This window comes from Faecalimicrobium sp. JNUCC 81 (genome assembly GCF_053667625.1).
Window position 1 is genome coordinate 730,495 of sequence record NZ_CM132203.1, and the last position, 18,435, is coordinate 748,929.

An 18,435-nucleotide genomic window follows, 5' to 3' on the forward strand; every position below is an offset into this window, starting at 1 on the left:
TCAAAACATGGTATTATAATATGATGTATTTACGAAAGAAAAGTGGTGATAATTTATGGAAGTAAATGTTAAAAAAGTAAATAACATAATAAGTAAAGTATATGAGGGTAGTATTGCAAATGAATTAGGAATCGAAGTTGGAGATTTATTAATTTCGGTAAATGATCAAGCAGTACACGATATAATAGAGTATAGATTTTTATTAAGTGATGAATACTTAGAAGTTGAAATAAAAAAAATCAATGGAGACGTATATGTATACGAAATAGAAAAAGATTATGATGAAGATTTAGGAATTGAATTTACAAATCCTATTATAGATCAGGCTAAAAGTTGTAGAAATAAATGTGTATTTTGTTTTATAGACCAACTTCCAAAAGGAATGAGGGAAACACTTTATTTTAAAGATGACGATTCAAGATTATCATTTTTGCAAGGTAACTTTATAACTCTTACAAACATGAGTGAAGAAGATATAAATAATATTATAAAATATAGAATAAGTCCTATAAATATATCAGTTCATACAACAAATCCTGAGTTAAGACAAAAAATGATTAAAAATAAATTTGCAGGAAGATTATACAGTATAATGCAAAGATTAGCAGAAGCTCAGATACAAATGAACTGTCAAATAGTATTATGTCCTGGATATAATGATAAAGAAGAATTAATTAGAACGGTATCAGATTTATCTAAATTATACCCATATGTAAATAGTGCAGCGGCAGTTCCAGTTGGAATAACTAAACATAGAGAACATCTTCCAAATTTAGAAATATTCAATGAAAAAACAGCAGGAGAAGCTATTGATTTAGTAAATGAGTTACAAGAAAAATACCTTAAAGAATTAGGAACAAGATTTATATTCTTATCAGATGAGTTTTATATAATGGCTAATAAAAAATTATTAGATTATGATGAATATGAAGGATTTATACAGTTTGAAAATGGTGTAGGTATGATAAGTAAACTTGAAAGAGAAATACAAGACCAACTAAAAATACTAAAACCAGATAAAATATCTAAAAATAAGAAGGTATCAATAGCTACAGGTCACTCTGCATATGAATTTATAAAAAGTATGTCTAATGAGATAATGGAAAAATGTAGCGATGTAGAGATAAATGTTTATAAAATAGTAAACAACTTCTTTGGAGAGACAATTACTGTTTCAGGGCTTATAACTGCAACAGATATAATAGGTCAGTTAAAAGATAAAGATTTAGGTGAAACTTTATATATTCCAAGAAGTATGCTTAAAGCCGATGAGGAAATATTTTTAGATAATATAACGTTAGAAGAACTAATAAAAATTATGGAAATTGAAGTTATACCTTGCTTAAATGAAGGAAAAGACTTTGTAGATAAAATTTTAAAATAAGAAAGGAGAATATTATGAGCGATAATAGACCAGTAGTTGCAGTTGTTGGAAGACCTAATGTTGGTAAATCAACATTATTCAATAAATTAGCGGGAAAAAGAATATCTATAGTAGAAGATACACCAGGAGTTACTAGAGATAGAATATTTACAGAAGTAGAGTGGTTAAATCATTACTTTACATTAATAGATACAGGAGGTATAGAGCCAGAGACTGGAGATATAATATTATCTCATATGAGAAATCAAGCAATGCTTGCTATGGATATGGCTCATATTATACTTTTTGTTGTAGATGGAAAAGCTGGTTTAACAGCAGCGGATAGAGAAGTTGCACAAATACTTAGAAAAACTAAAAAACCAGTAATATTAGTTGTAAACAAAATAGATAGTCAAAGTCAATTTGATAATGTATACGATTTTTATGAATTAGGACTTGGTATGCCTTTTGCTATATCAAGTGCAAATAGTATGGGACTTGGAGATTTATTAGATGAAGTTATTCAGAATTTCCCAGAAGGATTAAACACTGAATATGACGAAGATATGATAAGAGTAGCTATAACTGGTAAACCTAATGCAGGAAAAAGTTCGATACTTAATAATATATTAGGAGAAGAAAGAGTTATAGTAAGTCCAATAGCAGGAACTACTAGAGATGCAGTTGATACTTATGTAGAAAAAAATGGACAAAAATTCCTTTTAATAGATACTGCAGGACTTAGAAGAAAAAGTAAGATATATGAAAATGTAGAAAAATACAGTGTAATAAGATCAATGGCAGCAGTAGATAGAGCTGACGTAGTATTAATAGTAATAGATGCTGCAGAAGGATTTACAGAGCAAGATACAAAGGTTGCAGGCATAGCTCATGATGAAGGTAAAGCATGCGTATTTGTAATTAATAAATGGGATTTAATAGAAAAGGACAACCATACATTAAACAACTACACTAAAGAAGTAAAAGAAAAATTCCCGTTCATGATGTATGCACCAGTAATATTTGTTTCAGCAAAGACTAACCAAAGAATGGGCAAAATATTAGAAACAGTTGAATACGTTGCAAGTGAACATGCTAAGAGAGTTTCGACTTCAGCTTTAAATGATGTAATAGGTGAAGCAGTAATGTTAAATCAACCACCATCAGACAAAGGTAAGAGATTAAAAATTTACTATGGATCTCAAACAGGAGTTAAACCACCTAAGTTTACATTATTTATAAATGATAAGAATCTAACTCACTTCTCATACCAAAGATATCTTGAAAATAAAATAAGAGAAAACTTTGGATTTGAAGGTACTCCAGTACAGTTTGAATACAGAGAAAAAAATAGAAAGTAATAGTTTTACCTAAGGGGGTTAATATGATTAGTTATATAATGATTATAATAATTGCATATCTTTTAGGAAACATATCCACTTCTTATATAGTTGCTAAGAGACTAACGGGGGAAGATATAAGAACACAAGGGTCTGGTAATGCAGGTTCAACAAATGTACTTAGAACCCATGGGAAAAAAGCAGGAGCAATGACCTTTATAGGAGATGTACTAAAAGGAATAGTAGCTGTATTTATATCTGAAATGATAGCTAAAATAGTAGGATTAGATGTAGTTACTGCTGGATATGTAGCAGTTGTAGGTGTTGTATGCGGACATAACTGGCCAGCATTTTTAGGATTTAGAGGCGGAAAAGGTGTTGCAACTTCACTAGGTGCTATGATAGCAGTTAATCCTATAATTGCATTAATTTGTCTTTTAGTATTTATAGTAATTGTAGCTATTACAAAATATGTTTCATTAGGATCAGTTGTTGGAATAGCTATGTCTCCAATAATAATGATGTTTTCAAAAAATCAAAAGGGTATATTAGTAACTTTATTTTTAACTATATCTGTTATATATACTCATAGAGAAAATATCAAAAGATTACTAAAAGGAACTGAAAGAAAAATAGGACAAAAGAAAGAATAATTTTAGTATGTTTAGGTGGTGTTTAACATGGAAAAAATATGTGTATTAGGAGCAGGAAGTTGGGGTAGTGCCCTAGCTCTAGTACTAGCGAAAAAAGGCTACGAAGTAAGTATGTGGACTTTAAATGAAGAACAAGCCGATAAAATAAATAAAACTAGAGAAAATATAGATTACTTACCAGGAATATTATTTCCAAATAATATAACTGTAAGTACTAATTTAGAAGAAACCGTAAGAAATAGTAAAATTATTGTCTTAGCAGTTCCATCACAAGCTATAAGAAGTGTTTCATCTCAGATAAAGCCATTTGTAAAGAAAGAACAAATACTTGTTGATGTTGCAAAAGGTCTAGAAAAAGGAACAGGACTTAGACTATCCGAGGTTTGTGAACAAGAACTACCGAATAATCCATATGTAACTTTATCTGGACCATCTCATGCAGAAGAAGTTGCTAAGGATATACCAACTACAGTAGTAGTAGCATCAGAAAACTTAGAGATAGCTCAAGTTGTGCAAGATGTTTTTATGAGTCCTAAATTTAGAGTTTATACAAATCCTGATATAGTAGGAGTTGAACTTGGAGGAGCTTTAAAAAATATCATTGCATTTGGAGCAGGTGTATGTGATGGATTAGGCCTTGGCGATAATGCAAAAGCTGCATTAATGACTAGAGGTATAAGTGAAATTGGAAGACTTGGAGCCGCAATGGGAGCTAATGTATCTACATTTGCAGGACTTTCAGGTATAGGAGACTTAATAGTTACTTGTACAAGTATGCATAGTAGAAATAGAAGAGCTGGTATACTTATAGGACAAGGAAAGAGCTTAGATGAAACATTAAAAGAAGTGAAAATGGTAGTTGAAGGTATAACAGCTACAGAAGTAGCATATGAAGTTGCAAAAAAACTAAATATAGATATGCCTATAACAAATGCCATATATTCTGTTCTACATCAAGGTTCAAATGCTAATGAAGTAGTAATCGAATTAATGATGAGAAATAAAACTCATGAAATGGAAGAAATAGTAAATGAAAAGCTAGGATTTTAATCCTAGCTTTTTTTTATTTTTGTAATAATAATGACATCCCTAAAATATAATTTATTAAGAAACTATATGCAGGAGGGGAATTATATGAACAACATATATGAGGACATAGCGAAAAGAACACAAGGGGATATATATATAGGTGTAGTAGGGCCTGTAAGAACAGGAAAATCTACATTTATAAGAAAGTTCATGGAAAAATTAGTATTACCGAACATAGAAAATGAATTTAAAAAAGAAAGAACTCAAGATGAAATTCCACAAAGTGGATCAGGGAAAACAATAATGACTGTTGAACCTAAATTTGTTCCAGCTGATGGAGTAGAAATAAAAATTAGAGACAATGTTTCTATGAAAGTAAGAATGGTTGATTGTGTTGGGTACATAGTAGATGGTGCATTAGGCCACGAAGAAGAGGGAAAACAAAGATTAGTATCAACTCCATGGTCACAAGACGCTATGACATTTGAAAAAGCAGCTGAAATAGGGACTAAAAAAGTTATAAGAGACCACTCAACAATAGGGATAGTAGTTTTAACAGATGGTTCTGTTACAGGAATAGATAGAAGAAGTTATGTTTCAGCAGAAGAAAGAGTAATAGGCGAATTAAAATCTTTAAATAAGCCGTTTGCAATAGTATTAAATACACTAGATCCATATAGCGAAGAAACTGAAGCTTTAAGAGCTGAATTAGAAGAAAAATATGATGCACCAATAGTACCATTAAATGTAGTGGCAATGGATGAAGATGATATAGAAGATGTTTTAGAAACAGTTTTATATGATTTCCCATTAAATGAAATAAGAATAAATTTACCACAATGGGTAGAAGGATTAGAAAATAATCACTGGATTAAAAATAACATAATATTTACATTAAAACAAAGTATAGCAGAAATAGGAAAAATAAGAGATATAGATAGTATCGTACAAGGATTTTCAGAATTAGAATTCTTAGAAGATACAGAAGTAGATAATGTAGAACTTGGTGAAGGAGTTATAAGTATTGATTTAACTGCAAAACAAGGCTTATTCTACAATGTATTAGAAGAGAAGAGTGGTTTCAAAATAGAAGGAGATCATCAGTTATTAAGTTTAGTTACTAAATTATCTAGAGTTAAAAATGAGTATGATAAAATAGAAAGTGCATTAGTAGATGCTAAGACTAAAGGATATGGTGTAGTAGCTCCATCTTTAGATGAACTTAGCTTAGAAGAACCTGAAATAATTAAACAAGGAAAGCAATATGGAATAAAATTAAAAGCTAATGCCCCATCTCTTCATATAATAAAGGCAGATATATCAACAGAGGTATCTCCTATAGTAGGAAACCAAAATCAGGGAGAAGAAATGATCAAATACTTATTAGATGAATTTGAGCAAAATCCAAGTGAAATATGGGCATCTAATATGTTTGGGAAGTCATTACATGATTTAGTAAAAGAACAACTACAAAGTAAGTTATATACTATGCCAGAAGAAATAAGAGTAAAAATACAAAGAACACTACAAAAAATTATTAATGAAGGCAGCAGTAATATAATTACTATATTATTATAATAAATAAAATATAAGGTCAAGTTTTATAAATTAAAACTTGTCCTTTTTTTATTTTCATAAACTATTTTATTTTTTAAAAAAATATATTTAACATTGAACATAAATGAAATATCCTTATAGTCATGAAATCATTCGCCAATATGTAGCTAAAGTGAAACGAATTTTTGATGAATGTAATTAGTTAATGGAAGATATTGAAAATATCATAATATTTTAGTAGAAAATAATAAAAGTATGTATTGTTTTTATTGTAATGAGTAAAAGGGAATACAATATGATTTGAAGAAATAGTATAAATAATTTAACCGAAATAGGGGATGGTGCTATGAGAAAAATCAAATATTCTAATATATTAATATTGGGAGTTTTTATTTATATTATATTTCAAGTTTTATTATTAATTCTTGGTAAAACTACAACAACTTTCTTATTAGAAAATGAAGACTTAGAAGCTAAGATAACAAAAAAGGGATTAATAATAAGAAATGAATATTTAGTAAAATCACCTGAAAGTGGAGAACTGAATTTATCAGCGAAAGAACATGAAAAAGTTAGAAAGTCTCAAAAAATAGGAAGCATATACATGAGCAATAATATTGAAGATTTAAATAAAGATATAAACGCACTAAACAAAGAAATTGAAGAACTTGAAAAGACAAGCAAAAGCTCAAAGAATAAATCTAGTAAATTAAGTAATGAGATAACATTAAAAAATCTACAAACTAAAAAAGAACAAAAAGAGGTATTAATCAGTAAAAAAAATAAAAACATGAAAAATATAAATAGCAGTATATCAGGTATTTTATCTTATAAATTTGATGAAAATGAAGAAAAATATAATTTAGAAAATCTAAATAGTATAAGCAAAGAAGATATAAAGTCAGCTAATAACAACTTCCAAGAAACTAAGGAAAATGAAGAGAAAGTTAAAGAGGGAGATACCGTAGCTAGAATAGTAGATAATAATAATATGTATATAGCAGTATATGTAGATAAGAAAGAATCAAAACTATTTAAAATAAATCAAGACGTATGTATAGGTTTAAAAAGTGAAAAAATGAACGCAAAAGTTGAAAAAATGTATAAAGATGAAGAAAACTTTGTGATTATATTTAAAATAAGTGAGCAAAATGTAGGAATTTACGATACAAGAGTGGAAGAATTTGATATAATATATAAACAAATAGAAGGTTTGAAAATACCTAAAGAATCTATAAAAACAGTAGATGACAAACAAGGCGTATATGTAGTTAATGAACAGACTCAAGATATAGAGTTTAAAGAATTAAAAGGAATAGAATATGAAAATGATGATTTTATATTTATAGATTATTATAAAAATGATATAAATAATATAAAAACTGTTAGTTTATATGATGAAATCATTTTAAAACCTAACAATATAAATAAAAATATTAAAATATTAAAATAAAGCAGGCGATAAAATGGGAACTATTAAAGAAAATTTAAATTATGTAAGAGAAAATATTAAAGAATGTGCAAGTAAGTCTAATAGAAATAGCGAAGATATTACATTGTTAGCAGTAACAAAAACTGTAGATTCAGATTCAGTATTAGAAGCTATAAACAATGGAGTAACTGATGTAGGTGAAAATAAACCTCAAGAATTAGCTAGAAAATATGAGGTTATAGGAGATAAAGTTAAGTGGCATTTAATAGGAAGTTTACAAACAAATAAAGTAAAATACATAATAGATAAAGTTCATATGATACACTCTTTAGATAGACAAGCTTTATGTGAAGAAATTCAAAAACGTGCTGAGAAAATAGATAGAACGATTGACTGTTTAATACAAGTTAATATATCAAAAGAAGAAAGTAAACATGGACTAGAAGAGAAAGATGTTATAGAATTTATAAAGGAAGTATCAGCAAATTATAAAAATATAAGAATAAAAGGTCTCATGACTATGGCACCTTTTAGTAAAGATGAAAATGAAGTAAGAACTGTTTTTAGAGGTCTTAAAAATTTATCTTTAAAAATAGATAAATTAAATATACATAATGTTTTTATGGATTACCTATCTATGGGAATGAGTAATGACTATCAAGTAGCTATAGAAGAAGGTTCTAATATGGTTAGAGTAGGGACATCGATATTTGGAAAGAGAAACTATAATTAATGGTAGGAATAAATACTAAGGAGGATGTTAATAATGGGAGATGGAATGATATCTAAAATAAAAAACTGGTTTATGGAAGAAGATGAATATGAATATGAAGAAGAATATGAAGAATCTATAGAAGAAACTGAAACAATGGAAGAATTTAACTCTATAGGAAATTCTAAAGCTGCTAAAATTGTAAATTTACATGCATCAAGTCATATGAAAGTTGTAATAGTAGAGCCTAAAAAATATGATGAAGTAACGACTATAGCTGATCACTTAAAACAAAAGAGAGCAGTTATAGTAAATTTAGAAAACTTAAATGATGCAGTAGCTCGTAAATCAATATTTGATTTTATGAATGGTGCAGTTTATGTACTTGAAGGTACTATACAAAAAGTATCAAAAGCTATATTTATATTAGCTCCAAATAATGTAGATATAGATGCTAATTTAAAGAAAGAGTTAGAAAGTAAAACACTTTTCCCTTGGCAAAATAATAAATAAAATAAATACTTAAAGGGGTTTTAAAATGAATATAATAGGAATAGCATTAGGATATCTATTTGATATACTAATAGGTGTTATAGTTGTAAGAAGTTTATTGACTTGGTTTCCAGGAGGGTATCAAAGTCAACTATATGATATGTTGTCTCGTATAACAGATCCAATAGAAGATCCAATAAGAAATATAACTTATAAGTATATGAATGGACCAGTTGATTTTACTCCGCTTATAGCAATACTAGTACTTACATTATTAAGAAATGTGTTAGTTCCTTTATTTTTCTAAAGGTGGCATAGATGGACAAATTAAAACTAACTAATCATATAAAAGACATTGATTTAAAAAATAAGATGTTTAAGGTTATAGATAAGGTAAATTCTACTTTGAAAAACTATGATGTTAAACATACTGATTTTTTTAACCCTTATGAAGTAAAAAATGCAATATCTATATTAAACTCAAACAGTGATATAAAGTACACTGTTGATGGTGGATATGAAGGCTGTGAGAGAAGTTCAATATTTATATACCCATTTTATATGGAATATGAAGATATAGAAAATAGCTTAAGATTTATACAGGTAGAAGGAAACTTTAAATTTAACAGTATATCTCATAAGGACTACTTAGGGGCTCTTATGAATTTAGGCATAAAGAGAGAAAAAGTAGGGGATATAATTATACACGATAACTTTTGTCAAATAATAGTTAGTAGCGATATATGTGATTTTATAATTATGAATTTAAATAAAGTATCAAGAAATAATGTATCTGTATCTGAAATTTCAAGAGATGAGATTATACCAAGTAAATTAAATTATAAAGAAGTATCTTTTACTGTATCATCAGAAAGACTAGATTGTATTGTAAGTGGACTTTATAATATATCTAGGCAAGAAAGTGCAAAATACATAAATGGTGAAAGAGTTCAAGTTAATTATGAGAAGATAACTTCACCATCTAAAGAAATTACTAATGATTCATTAATATCTGTTAGAGGTAAGGGAAGAGCAAAGATAGTTCAAGTGGGAGATATAACAAAAAAAGGCAGAATAAAAATTCAAGCTAAGTTAATAATATAGGAGGTAATATATGCTAACTCCAATTGAAATAGAAAATAAAGAGTTTAAAAAGGCTTTAAGAGGATACAAAGAAGAAGATGTAGATGAATTTTTAGATATAATAAAAGAAGACTATGAATTATTATATAGAGAAAATTCAGAACTTAAAGAGAAAGTAAGATTATATCAAGATCAAATAAATAAGTATGAAAATATAGAAGAAACTTTAAAAGCTACACTTATAACAGCTCAAACTGCAGCTGAAGATACTTGTAGTGCAGCAAATAAAAAAGCTAAAATAATAGTAGAAGAAGCTGATTTAAAATCAAGACAAATAGTAGAACAAGCTAATAATCGTGTTATAGAAATAAGAAAAGAATATGATTATTTAGCAAAAGAATTTAAAGTATTTAGAAATAAATTCAAATCTTTACTAGAAGATGAAATAAGAAGTATAGATGAAATATTTTATAATGTAGATAATCAGGAGCTTGTAGAATTTGAAACTAAAACTATGTATAATCTAGATTTAGATAAGGGAAAAGAAGTAGCTGCAACTTTAGATTAATGAATTCTCAAAAAAATATTGACTATTCTAAAAACTTATTATAAAATTTCATAGTATAAACTTAAACATAATTTTAAAAGCAAAGATGGAGACAGTAGGTTTTAGATAATTTTACAGAGAGTTGGCAATTGCTGAGAGCCAATAAATTTATAAAGTTGAAAATCACTCCTAAGCTGCAGGCTGAAAGACAATAGTCGATTAAGCTGAGCCGGTTAGTGCCGTTATACTATACTTTAGAGAGCTATATATAAGTACTTATATATTTTATAAAATATATTGTTTTATAGAATGAACTAAGTCATTGTTTGTATATAGAATTAGGGTGGTAACGCGATTAATACTCGTCCCTTTTATTAGGGGGACGAGTTTTTTAATACAAAAAATTAACGAACTCATGAAAATATAGTAGATTATGTTAATTAAAATAAATTTTGAAAGGGTGATATTATGGCCAAGTTTAAGCCATTAGTAGATAGCTCTGTAAAACAAGCAGAAGCTGAAGTATCGAAGTACTGGAACGATATAAACATATTAGAAAAAACTTTAGAAAAAGGTACAAATGATCCAAGTTTTGTATTCTTTGAAGGACCTCCAACAGCTAATGGGAATCCAGGTATACACCATGTTATAGCTAGAACTTTAAAAGACTCTGTATGTAGATACCAAACTATGAACGGATATCAAGTAAAAAGAAAAGCTGGATGGGATACTCATGGATTACCAGTTGAAATACAAGTAGAAAAAGAATTAGGTTTATCAGATAAGCAACAAATAGAAGCTTATGGTATAGATAAGTTTAATGAAAAATGTAGAGCATCAGTTTTCTCTTTTGAAAAGCAATGGAGAGATATGACTGAGAGAATGGCATATGAAATAGATTTAGATAATCCTTATATAACTTTAGATAATAACTATATAGAATCAGTATGGTGGATATTAGATAAGTTTAATAAAGAAGGATATATATATGATGGACATAAAATACTTCCTTACTGCCCAAGATGTGGAACAGGTCTTGCTTCACACGAAGTTGCTCAAGGATATAAAGAAGTAAAAAACAATACTGTAATAGCTAAGTTTAAGAGAAAAGATGCTGATGAATATTTCTTAGCATGGACAACTACTCCTTGGACATTGCCATCAAACGTTGCTTTAACTGTAGGTCCAGAAGTTGACTACTTAAAAGTTAAGCAAAATGATGAAGTATACTATGTAGCTAAAGCATTAGCTAACAAAGTATTAGGTGAGGACTATGAAGTATTAGATGAGATGAAAGGTAAAGATTTAGAGTATATACAATATGAACAATTAATGCCTTTTGTTGAAACTGATGGAAAAGCATTTTTCCTAACATGTGGTGATTATGTTACAACTGAAGATGGTACAGGTATAGTTCATACTGCTCCAGCATTTGGTGAAGATGACTATAATTTAGGTAGAAAATACAATTTACCAGTATTACAACCAGTTGATGAAACAGGTAAATATACAGCTACTCCTTGGGTTGGTAAATTCGTTATGGAAGAGGGGCTAGATGTTGAAATAATCAAATGGTTACATGCAGAAAATAAATTATACAGTAAAGAAAAGGTAGCTCATAACTATCCACATTGCTGGAGATGTCAAACTCCACTTTTATACTACGCTAAGCCAAGCTGGTATATAGAAATGACAAAATTAAAAGACCAATTAATAGCAAATAATAAGACAGTTGAATGGTACCCATCTTTCGTAGGTGAGGGAAGATTTGGTAACTGGTTAGAAAACTTAAATGACTGGGCAGTATCAAGAAGTAGATACTGGGGAACACCTTTAAATATATGGAGATGTGAATGTGGACATAAAGATTCTGTAGGATCAAGAGCAGAACTTGCTCAGAAAGCTATAGAAGACGTAAATCCAGAAACAGTAGAACTTCACAGACCATATGTTGATGATATACATTTAAAATGTGAATGTTGTGGTAAGCCAATGACAAGAGTAAGCGATGTTATCGACTGTTGGTTTGATAGTGGATCTATGCCATTTGCTCAACATCACTATCCATTTGAAAATAAAGAAAACTTTGAAGAATTATTCCCAGCAGACTTTATCTGTGAAGGTATAGATCAAACTAGAGGATGGTTCTATTCGTTACTTGCTATATCTACATTTGTTATGGGGAAAGCTCCATACAAGAAGGTATTAGTTAATGACCTAGTACTTGATAAAGAAGGTAAAAAGATGAGTAAATCAAGAGGAAATACTGTAAATCCTTTTGAATTATTTGACCAACATGGAGCAGATGCCTTAAGATGGTACTTATTATATGTATCTCCACCATGGACTCCAACAAGATTTGATGTAGATGGATTAAAAGAAGTTCAAAGTAAGTTCTTAGGAACTATAAAAAATGTATATAACTTCTTTACATTATATGCAAATATGGATGGAGTTAATCCAACTGAGTTCTTTGTAGATTACAAAGACAGACCAGAACTTGATAGATGGATATTATCAAAGTTTAACAACTTAAAGAAAGAAGTTGAAGAAAACTTAGCAATATTTGAATTAAATAAAACAGTAAGAAGTATACAAGAGTTTATAAATGAAGACTTATCTAACTGGTATATAAGACGTTCAAGAAGAAGATTCTGGGCAACTGAATTAACAGAAGATAAAAAATCAGTTTATAACACTACTTTTGAAATATTAACAGAGCTTTGTAAATTAATAGCTCCATTTACTCCTCATATATCAGAAGAGATATACAGAAACTTAACTGGAGAAACTTCAGTTCATTTAGTTTCTTATCCAAAGTGCAACAATAATTTATTAGATAATGAGTTAGAAGAAAAAATGGACTTAGTTAAAAACTTAGTTACTCTAGGTAGAGCATCAAGAGAAGCTACTAGAATAAAAGTACGTCAACCAATACAAAAAGTATTAGTAGATGGTAAGTTTGAAACAACTATAAGCGATGTAGTTGACTTAATAAAAGAAGAACTTAACGTTAAAGAAGTTGTATTTGCTAAAGATTTAGGAGAATACATGAACTTTAGCTTAAAGCCAAACTTTAAAGTATTAGGACCGGTATTAGGTGCTAAGATGAAATTCTTTGCTGGTGCATTAAATAAATTAAATGCACAAGAAGTTGTACCAAAGTTAGAAAATGGTGAGTCTTTAACTGTTGATATAGACGGAGAAAACTTTGAATTTAATAAAGAGCATGTATTAATAAACATAGCGGCTAAAGAAGGATTCAATGTATCTATGGAAAATAACTTATTCGTTATATTAGATACTACTTTAAGTGATGAACTAATAAATGAAGGATATGCTAGAGAGTTCATATCTAAGATACAACAAATAAGAAAATCATCTAGCTTTGATGTATTAGATAATATAGATATAGAGTACTCTTCAGATGATGAAATAGCAAAAGCAGTTGAAAACTTTGAAGAATATATAAAAACTGAAACTTTAGCATTAAAAGTAACTAGAGTTGAAGATGAAAGCTTAGAAAAGCATAACTTAAATGACCATATGACAGGAATAAAAGTTATAAAGAAATAAATATATTAATAAAAAGCCCTTATAAATAATTTATAAGGGCTTTTTTATGAAAAATAATAATGTTTTGTTAGAAATAAAACTATATTTTATAAAAAATTTATTAGAAAATACCATATTAATATAAAAATAAATTTTTATAAATAAATTTATTTGCATGATTTTAAAGTTCTATTTCAATAAAATGAAAATATAATATATTTAGATTTTTCGGAAATTAAAAAATATGGTAATATATTGAAAATACTTAATATAAATAAAAAAATAACAAAGAAAATAAAAAATGAATAAGTAAAAATAAAAATGACTTTAAAAAATAAAGTGGTAATAGAGGGCTACTATATAAAATAAAACAAATACAAGGAATTTTGTAAAAAAATTAGAACTTTCAGAAAAAACAAGAAAACGATGTCGAAGTGTGATAAAATTAACCTAGTAATAATTATTTTAATTTAAAAAGATTATAGGGAGGAATAATTGATGGACGTAAGTGTAAAGCAAGAAAAGAAAAAACAAGGCTTTATGGACAAGATCGAAAAACTTGGAAATAAATTGCCTCATCCAGTGTTAATGTTTATATACATAGCGGCATTTGTGTTAGTATTATCAGCAGTACTTGGATCTTTAGGTGTAGTAGCTAAGACACCATTAGGTGAATTCCCGATTAATAACTTATTAGGACAAAAACCAATTGAGGTTCTAAAAGTTGGAGCTACAGGAACGGCAGTAGCAGAAACATATTCTAATGGATTATCTTATGTTATAGGAACAGCGATAAATAACTTCATGGATATGAAAGCAATAGGTGCAATACTTATAATAATGTTAGCAATAGGTTTAATGGAGAATAGTGGATATTTATCAATGGCAATGAAGAGTATAGTACAAGCAACTCCAATGAAGCTTGTTACTCCAGTTGTTATATTCCTAGGTATAATGTCTAACCTAGCTTCAGATGCAGGATATGTTGTATTAATACCACTTGCAGCATTAATGTATTATACATTAGGTAGAAATCCACTTGTAGGACTTGCAGCAGGATTTGCAGGTGTTTCAGGAGGATTTAGTGCGAACCTTTTTGTAAGTTCTACTGATGCCCTACTTTTACCATTTACTCAAGCAGCAGCTGAAACAGGAGATGCAATGGCACAAACTAATTTAGCAGGGACATTATCAGTTACAAGTAACTGGTTCTTTATGATGGGATCAACTATTGTAATAATAATACTTGGTACTATTATTATAGATAAGATAGTTGAGCCAAGATTAGGTAAATATAATAAAGCAGAAGCTAATGTTGAACCAGATCATGAAATAACTAAAAAAGAAAAAGATGCATATAAATTTACTAATAAAATATTGTTTTTAGTTATAGGTTTAATAGTAATAGCAGCTTTACCAATAGATAAAAATAATACTATACCTTTAGTTGGAGATTTATCTACTACAGTACCTTTAGCTAGTATAGGTGAAGATGGTAAGTTAGCTGTTGCTGAAGTTACAACAGGATTCTTAAATTCTATATTCTTCAAAGGCGATATGATAATGATGTTAATGTTTGTTATATTTGCAGTTAGTGGTTTAGTTTATGGATTTAAATCAGGAAAATTTGCTAAGAGTGCAGATATAGTACCAGCAATGGTTAAATCTATGGCTGATATGGCTCCGATAATAGTTATATTATTCTTCGTAGCTCAATTTATAAATTACTTCAATGACTCTCACTTAGGAGTATTAGTTGCTTCATTAGGAGCTGACCTAGTTGGAAATATTCCAGAAGGTAGTAAGTTTATGTCTATAGTATTAATGGTAGCATTTATATTCTTAACAGCATTTGTTAACTTATTTATGGGTGGAGCTTCATCTAAATGGGGATTACTTGCACCGATATTTGTACCAATGCTAATGGTTGCAGGATTCAGTCCAGCAGGTGCACAGCTAATGTATAGAATAGGTGACTCATCAACAAATATAATATCTCCGTTAATGAACTACCTTGGAGTTATAGTAATATTTGGGCAAAAATACAAAAAAGATTTTGGTGTTGGTAATTTAATGACTATGATGATGCCAATAGCAATGGCATTCTTAATCGGATGGACTATATTTGCTATAATATGGTCATTAACAGGACTTCCAATAGGACCAGGTCAATCTTTCTTTATATAATAAATATCAAATAGACTGATACGTATCAGTCTATTTTTTTATAAAAAAATTTAAATACATGTTGTATACAGAATATATATAAAAAAGTTTTTGTAAAATTCAGGAAAATAATGAAAACGTTATCAAGCTGTGCTAGAATTAACTTGGCAATTATTAATAAAATATAATTGAGGAGGTAATTTTACATGGATGTAAGTGCAAATCAAGAAAAGAAAAAGAAAGGGTTTATGGACAAGGTAGAGAGTCTTGGAAATAAACTTCCTCATCCGGTGCTAATGTTTATATACATAGCAGCATTTGTACTAGTACTATCGGCAATACTTGGGACGGCAGGTGTAGTAGCAAATACACCACTGGGGGACTTCCCGATAAACAACTTATTAGGTCAAGATCCAATTGAAGTTTTAAAAGTTGGAGCTACAGGGACTACAGTAGCGGAAACATATTCTAATGGTTTATCTTATATTGTAGGAACAGCTATAGCTAACTTTATGGATATGAAAGCAATAGGTGCGATACTTATAATAATGTTAGCAATAGGGTTGATGGAAAATAGTGGATACTTAGCAATAGCAATGAAAAGTATAGTGCATGCTACTCCAATGAAACTTGTTACACCAGTGGTTATATTCTTAGGGGTTATATCTAATGTTGCATCTGATGCAGGCTATGTTGTATTAATACCACTTGCAGCATTAATGTATTATACTTTAGGAAGACACCCACTTGCAGGTCTTGCAGCAGGATTTGCAGGGGTATCTGGAGGATTTAGTGCAAATCTTTTTGTAAGTTCCACTGATGCTCTACTTTTACCATTTACTCAGGCAGCAGCTGAAACAGGAGATGCAATGGCATCTACTAATTTAGCTGGGGCACTATCAGTTACAAGTAACTGGTTTTTCATGATGGCTTCAACTGCAGTAATAATAATACTTGGAACATTTGTTATAGACAGATTTGTTGAACCAAGATTAGGTTCATTTAATAAAAAAGAAGCAAATATAGAACCAGATCATGAAACAACTAAAGCAGAAAAAGATGCATATAAATTTACTAATAAAATATTGCTTTTAGTAGTTGGATTAATAGTTTTAGCAGCATTACCATTAGATAAAAATAATGTCATACCTATAGTTGGAGATTTATCTACTACAGTACCTTTAACTAGTATAGGTGAAGATGGTAAGTTAGTTGAAACTGCTGTTAAAACAGGATTCCTAGATTCTATATTCTTTAAAGGCGACATGATAATGATGTTAATGTTTGTTATATTCGCTGTAAGTGGACTAGTATATGGATTTAAATCAGGAAAATTTAAAAAGAGTACTGATATAGTGCCGGCAATGGTTAAAGCAATGGCTGATATGGCTCCGATAATAGTTATATTATTCTTTGTTGCACAATTTATAAACTACTTCAATGATTCTCATCTTGGAGTATTAGTTGCATCATTAGGTGCTAGCATAGTTTCTAAAATACCAGAAGGAAGCATGTTTATGTCTATGGTATTAATGGTATCATTTATATTCTTAACAGCATTTATTAACTTATTTATGGGTGGAGCTACATCTAAATGGGGACTACTTGCACCAATATTTGTACCAATGTTAATGGTTGCAGGATTTAGCCCGGCAGGTGCACAGCTAATGTATAGAATAGGTGACTCATCAACAAATATCATATCTCCATTAATGAGTTATCTTGGAGTTATAGTAATATTTGGACAAAAATATAAGAAAGAATTTGGCGTTGGTAACTTAATGAGTATGATGATGCCAATAGCAATTACATTCTTAATAGGATGGACTGCATTTGCTGTGATTTGGGCATTAACAGGACTTCCAGTAGGACCAGGACAGTCATTCTTTATATAGTATAAAAAATAGAGATATCTCAATATAGAGATATCTCTATTTTTTTATTGAAGTATTTAAATATATAATTATCAAAAAAATAAAATCATATTTTAACTAAAATAAATATAAAATAGGAAACTAAATTAAAAATATAAAAATGTTGATAAAGGTAGAAAAATGTATAAGATTAAATTTTCTGAAAACCTTATTTTATGTTTACATAAAATGTAAAAAAATGTATTATGAAAGAGAAAAGGGGTACTGAAGTATCTATTTACATAAGGGGAGGGCACATAATGATAGGGATAAATAATTTAAGATTTCATCATAATCCACATATAAATGGATGTTGTGGAAATGGTGGAGATGATTGTTGTGGAAGTCATAACCATGACCATTCTCATGTTCATACTCATGAACATGGACATGACCATGAACATACAAATGGTGTAGGGCATGACCATAACCATGAAGATGGTTTTACAGGTACTCATAGTCATGACCACGAACATACTCATGAACATGGACATGATCATTTAAATAATCATGAACATACTCATGAATAAAAATAGAAAGTAATATAAAATTAAATCAATAAATTAAGACCATGAAGGTTTAAATTATAAGGT

The 18,435-nt window shown here is 29.1% G+C and carries 15 protein-coding genes and 1 other annotated feature; all 15 genes read left to right on the forward strand.

Features of this window, described 5'->3' with window-relative positions; all coding sequences use genetic code 11:
• Window positions 1-55: 55 nt before the first annotated feature.
• The 15 genes from JNUCC81_RS03575 to JNUCC81_RS03645 all read left to right on the forward strand — a co-directional run bounded on the left by JNUCC81_RS03575 (window position 56) and on the right by JNUCC81_RS03645 (window position 18,372).
• A complete protein-coding gene (locus tag JNUCC81_RS03575) occupies window positions 56-1,384 on the forward strand; it encodes a DUF512 domain-containing protein (protein ID WP_454095341.1) in 1,329 nt (442 codons plus the stop codon).
• Window positions 1,385-1,398: 14 nt separating this feature from the next.
• Entirely contained in the window at window positions 1,399-2,724 is a 1,326-nt protein-coding gene (gene der / locus JNUCC81_RS03580) for a ribosome biogenesis GTPase Der (RefSeq protein WP_454095342.1), read from the forward strand.
• Between the two features lie 23 nt (window positions 2,725-2,747).
• The gene (gene plsY / locus JNUCC81_RS03585) at window positions 2,748-3,356 is read left to right on the forward strand and encodes a glycerol-3-phosphate 1-O-acyltransferase PlsY (protein ID WP_454095343.1); all 609 of its coding nucleotides are present in this window, start codon (window positions 2,748-2,750) and stop codon (window positions 3,354-3,356) included.
• Between the two features lie 27 nt (window positions 3,357-3,383).
• Window positions 3,384-4,406 (forward strand): NAD(P)H-dependent glycerol-3-phosphate dehydrogenase, encoded by a 1,023-nt coding sequence (locus JNUCC81_RS03590; RefSeq protein ID WP_454095344.1) that lies wholly within the window; start codon window positions 3,384-3,386, stop codon window positions 4,404-4,406.
• 84 nt (window positions 4,407-4,490) lie between these two features.
• Window positions 4,491-5,963, forward strand: coding sequence for a stage IV sporulation protein A (gene spoIVA / locus JNUCC81_RS03595; RefSeq protein ID WP_208331675.1), 1,473 nt, complete (start codon window positions 4,491-4,493; stop codon window positions 5,961-5,963).
• A 325-nt stretch (window positions 5,964-6,288) separates the two neighbouring features.
• Window positions 6,289-7,395 (forward strand): HlyD family efflux transporter periplasmic adaptor subunit, encoded by a 1,107-nt coding sequence (locus JNUCC81_RS03600; protein ID WP_454095345.1) that lies wholly within the window; start codon window positions 6,289-6,291, stop codon window positions 7,393-7,395.
• Between the two features lie 13 nt (window positions 7,396-7,408).
• Complete coding sequence (locus tag JNUCC81_RS03605; protein WP_454095346.1) at window positions 7,409-8,107, forward strand: YggS family pyridoxal phosphate-dependent enzyme; 699 nt, start codon at window positions 7,409-7,411, stop codon at window positions 8,105-8,107.
• Window positions 8,108-8,140: 33 nt separating this feature from the next.
• Window positions 8,141-8,599, forward strand: a complete 459-nt coding sequence (locus JNUCC81_RS03610; protein ID WP_208334664.1) for a cell division protein SepF — start codon at window positions 8,141-8,143, stop codon at window positions 8,597-8,599.
• Between the two features lie 25 nt (window positions 8,600-8,624).
• Window positions 8,625-8,885: a YggT family protein gene (locus JNUCC81_RS03615; protein ID WP_454095347.1), complete on the forward strand. Its 261-nt coding sequence runs from the start codon at window positions 8,625-8,627 to the stop codon at window positions 8,883-8,885.
• Between the two features lie 11 nt (window positions 8,886-8,896).
• Window positions 8,897-9,682 (forward strand): YlmH family RNA-binding protein, encoded by a 786-nt coding sequence (locus JNUCC81_RS03620; RefSeq protein WP_454095348.1) that lies wholly within the window; start codon window positions 8,897-8,899, stop codon window positions 9,680-9,682.
• A gap of 10 nt (window positions 9,683-9,692) precedes the next feature.
• Window positions 9,693-10,229 carry a DivIVA domain-containing protein gene (locus tag JNUCC81_RS03625; protein WP_208334661.1) on the forward strand — a complete coding sequence of 179 codons (537 nt, stop codon included), beginning with the start codon at window positions 9,693-9,695 and terminating at the stop codon, window positions 10,227-10,229.
• Between the two features lie 73 nt (window positions 10,230-10,302).
• Window positions 10,303-10,581: a binding site (T-box leader), on the forward strand.
• A 95-nt stretch (window positions 10,582-10,676) separates the two neighbouring features.
• Window positions 10,677-13,784: an isoleucine--tRNA ligase gene (gene ileS, locus JNUCC81_RS03630; protein ID WP_454095349.1), complete on the forward strand. Its 3,108-nt coding sequence runs from the start codon at window positions 10,677-10,679 to the stop codon at window positions 13,782-13,784.
• Between the two features lie 477 nt (window positions 13,785-14,261).
• Window positions 14,262-15,950: an AbgT family transporter gene (locus tag JNUCC81_RS03635; protein ID WP_454095350.1), complete on the forward strand. Its 1,689-nt coding sequence runs from the start codon at window positions 14,262-14,264 to the stop codon at window positions 15,948-15,950.
• Window positions 15,951-16,135: 185 nt separating this feature from the next.
• Window positions 16,136-17,824 carry an AbgT family transporter gene (locus tag JNUCC81_RS03640; RefSeq protein WP_454095351.1) on the forward strand — a complete coding sequence of 563 codons (1,689 nt, stop codon included), beginning with the start codon at window positions 16,136-16,138 and terminating at the stop codon, window positions 17,822-17,824.
• A gap of 278 nt (window positions 17,825-18,102) precedes the next feature.
• Window positions 18,103-18,372 carry a hypothetical protein gene (locus JNUCC81_RS03645; protein WP_208334657.1) on the forward strand — a complete coding sequence of 90 codons (270 nt, stop codon included), beginning with the start codon at window positions 18,103-18,105 and terminating at the stop codon, window positions 18,370-18,372.
• Window positions 18,373-18,435 lie beyond the last annotated feature (63 nt).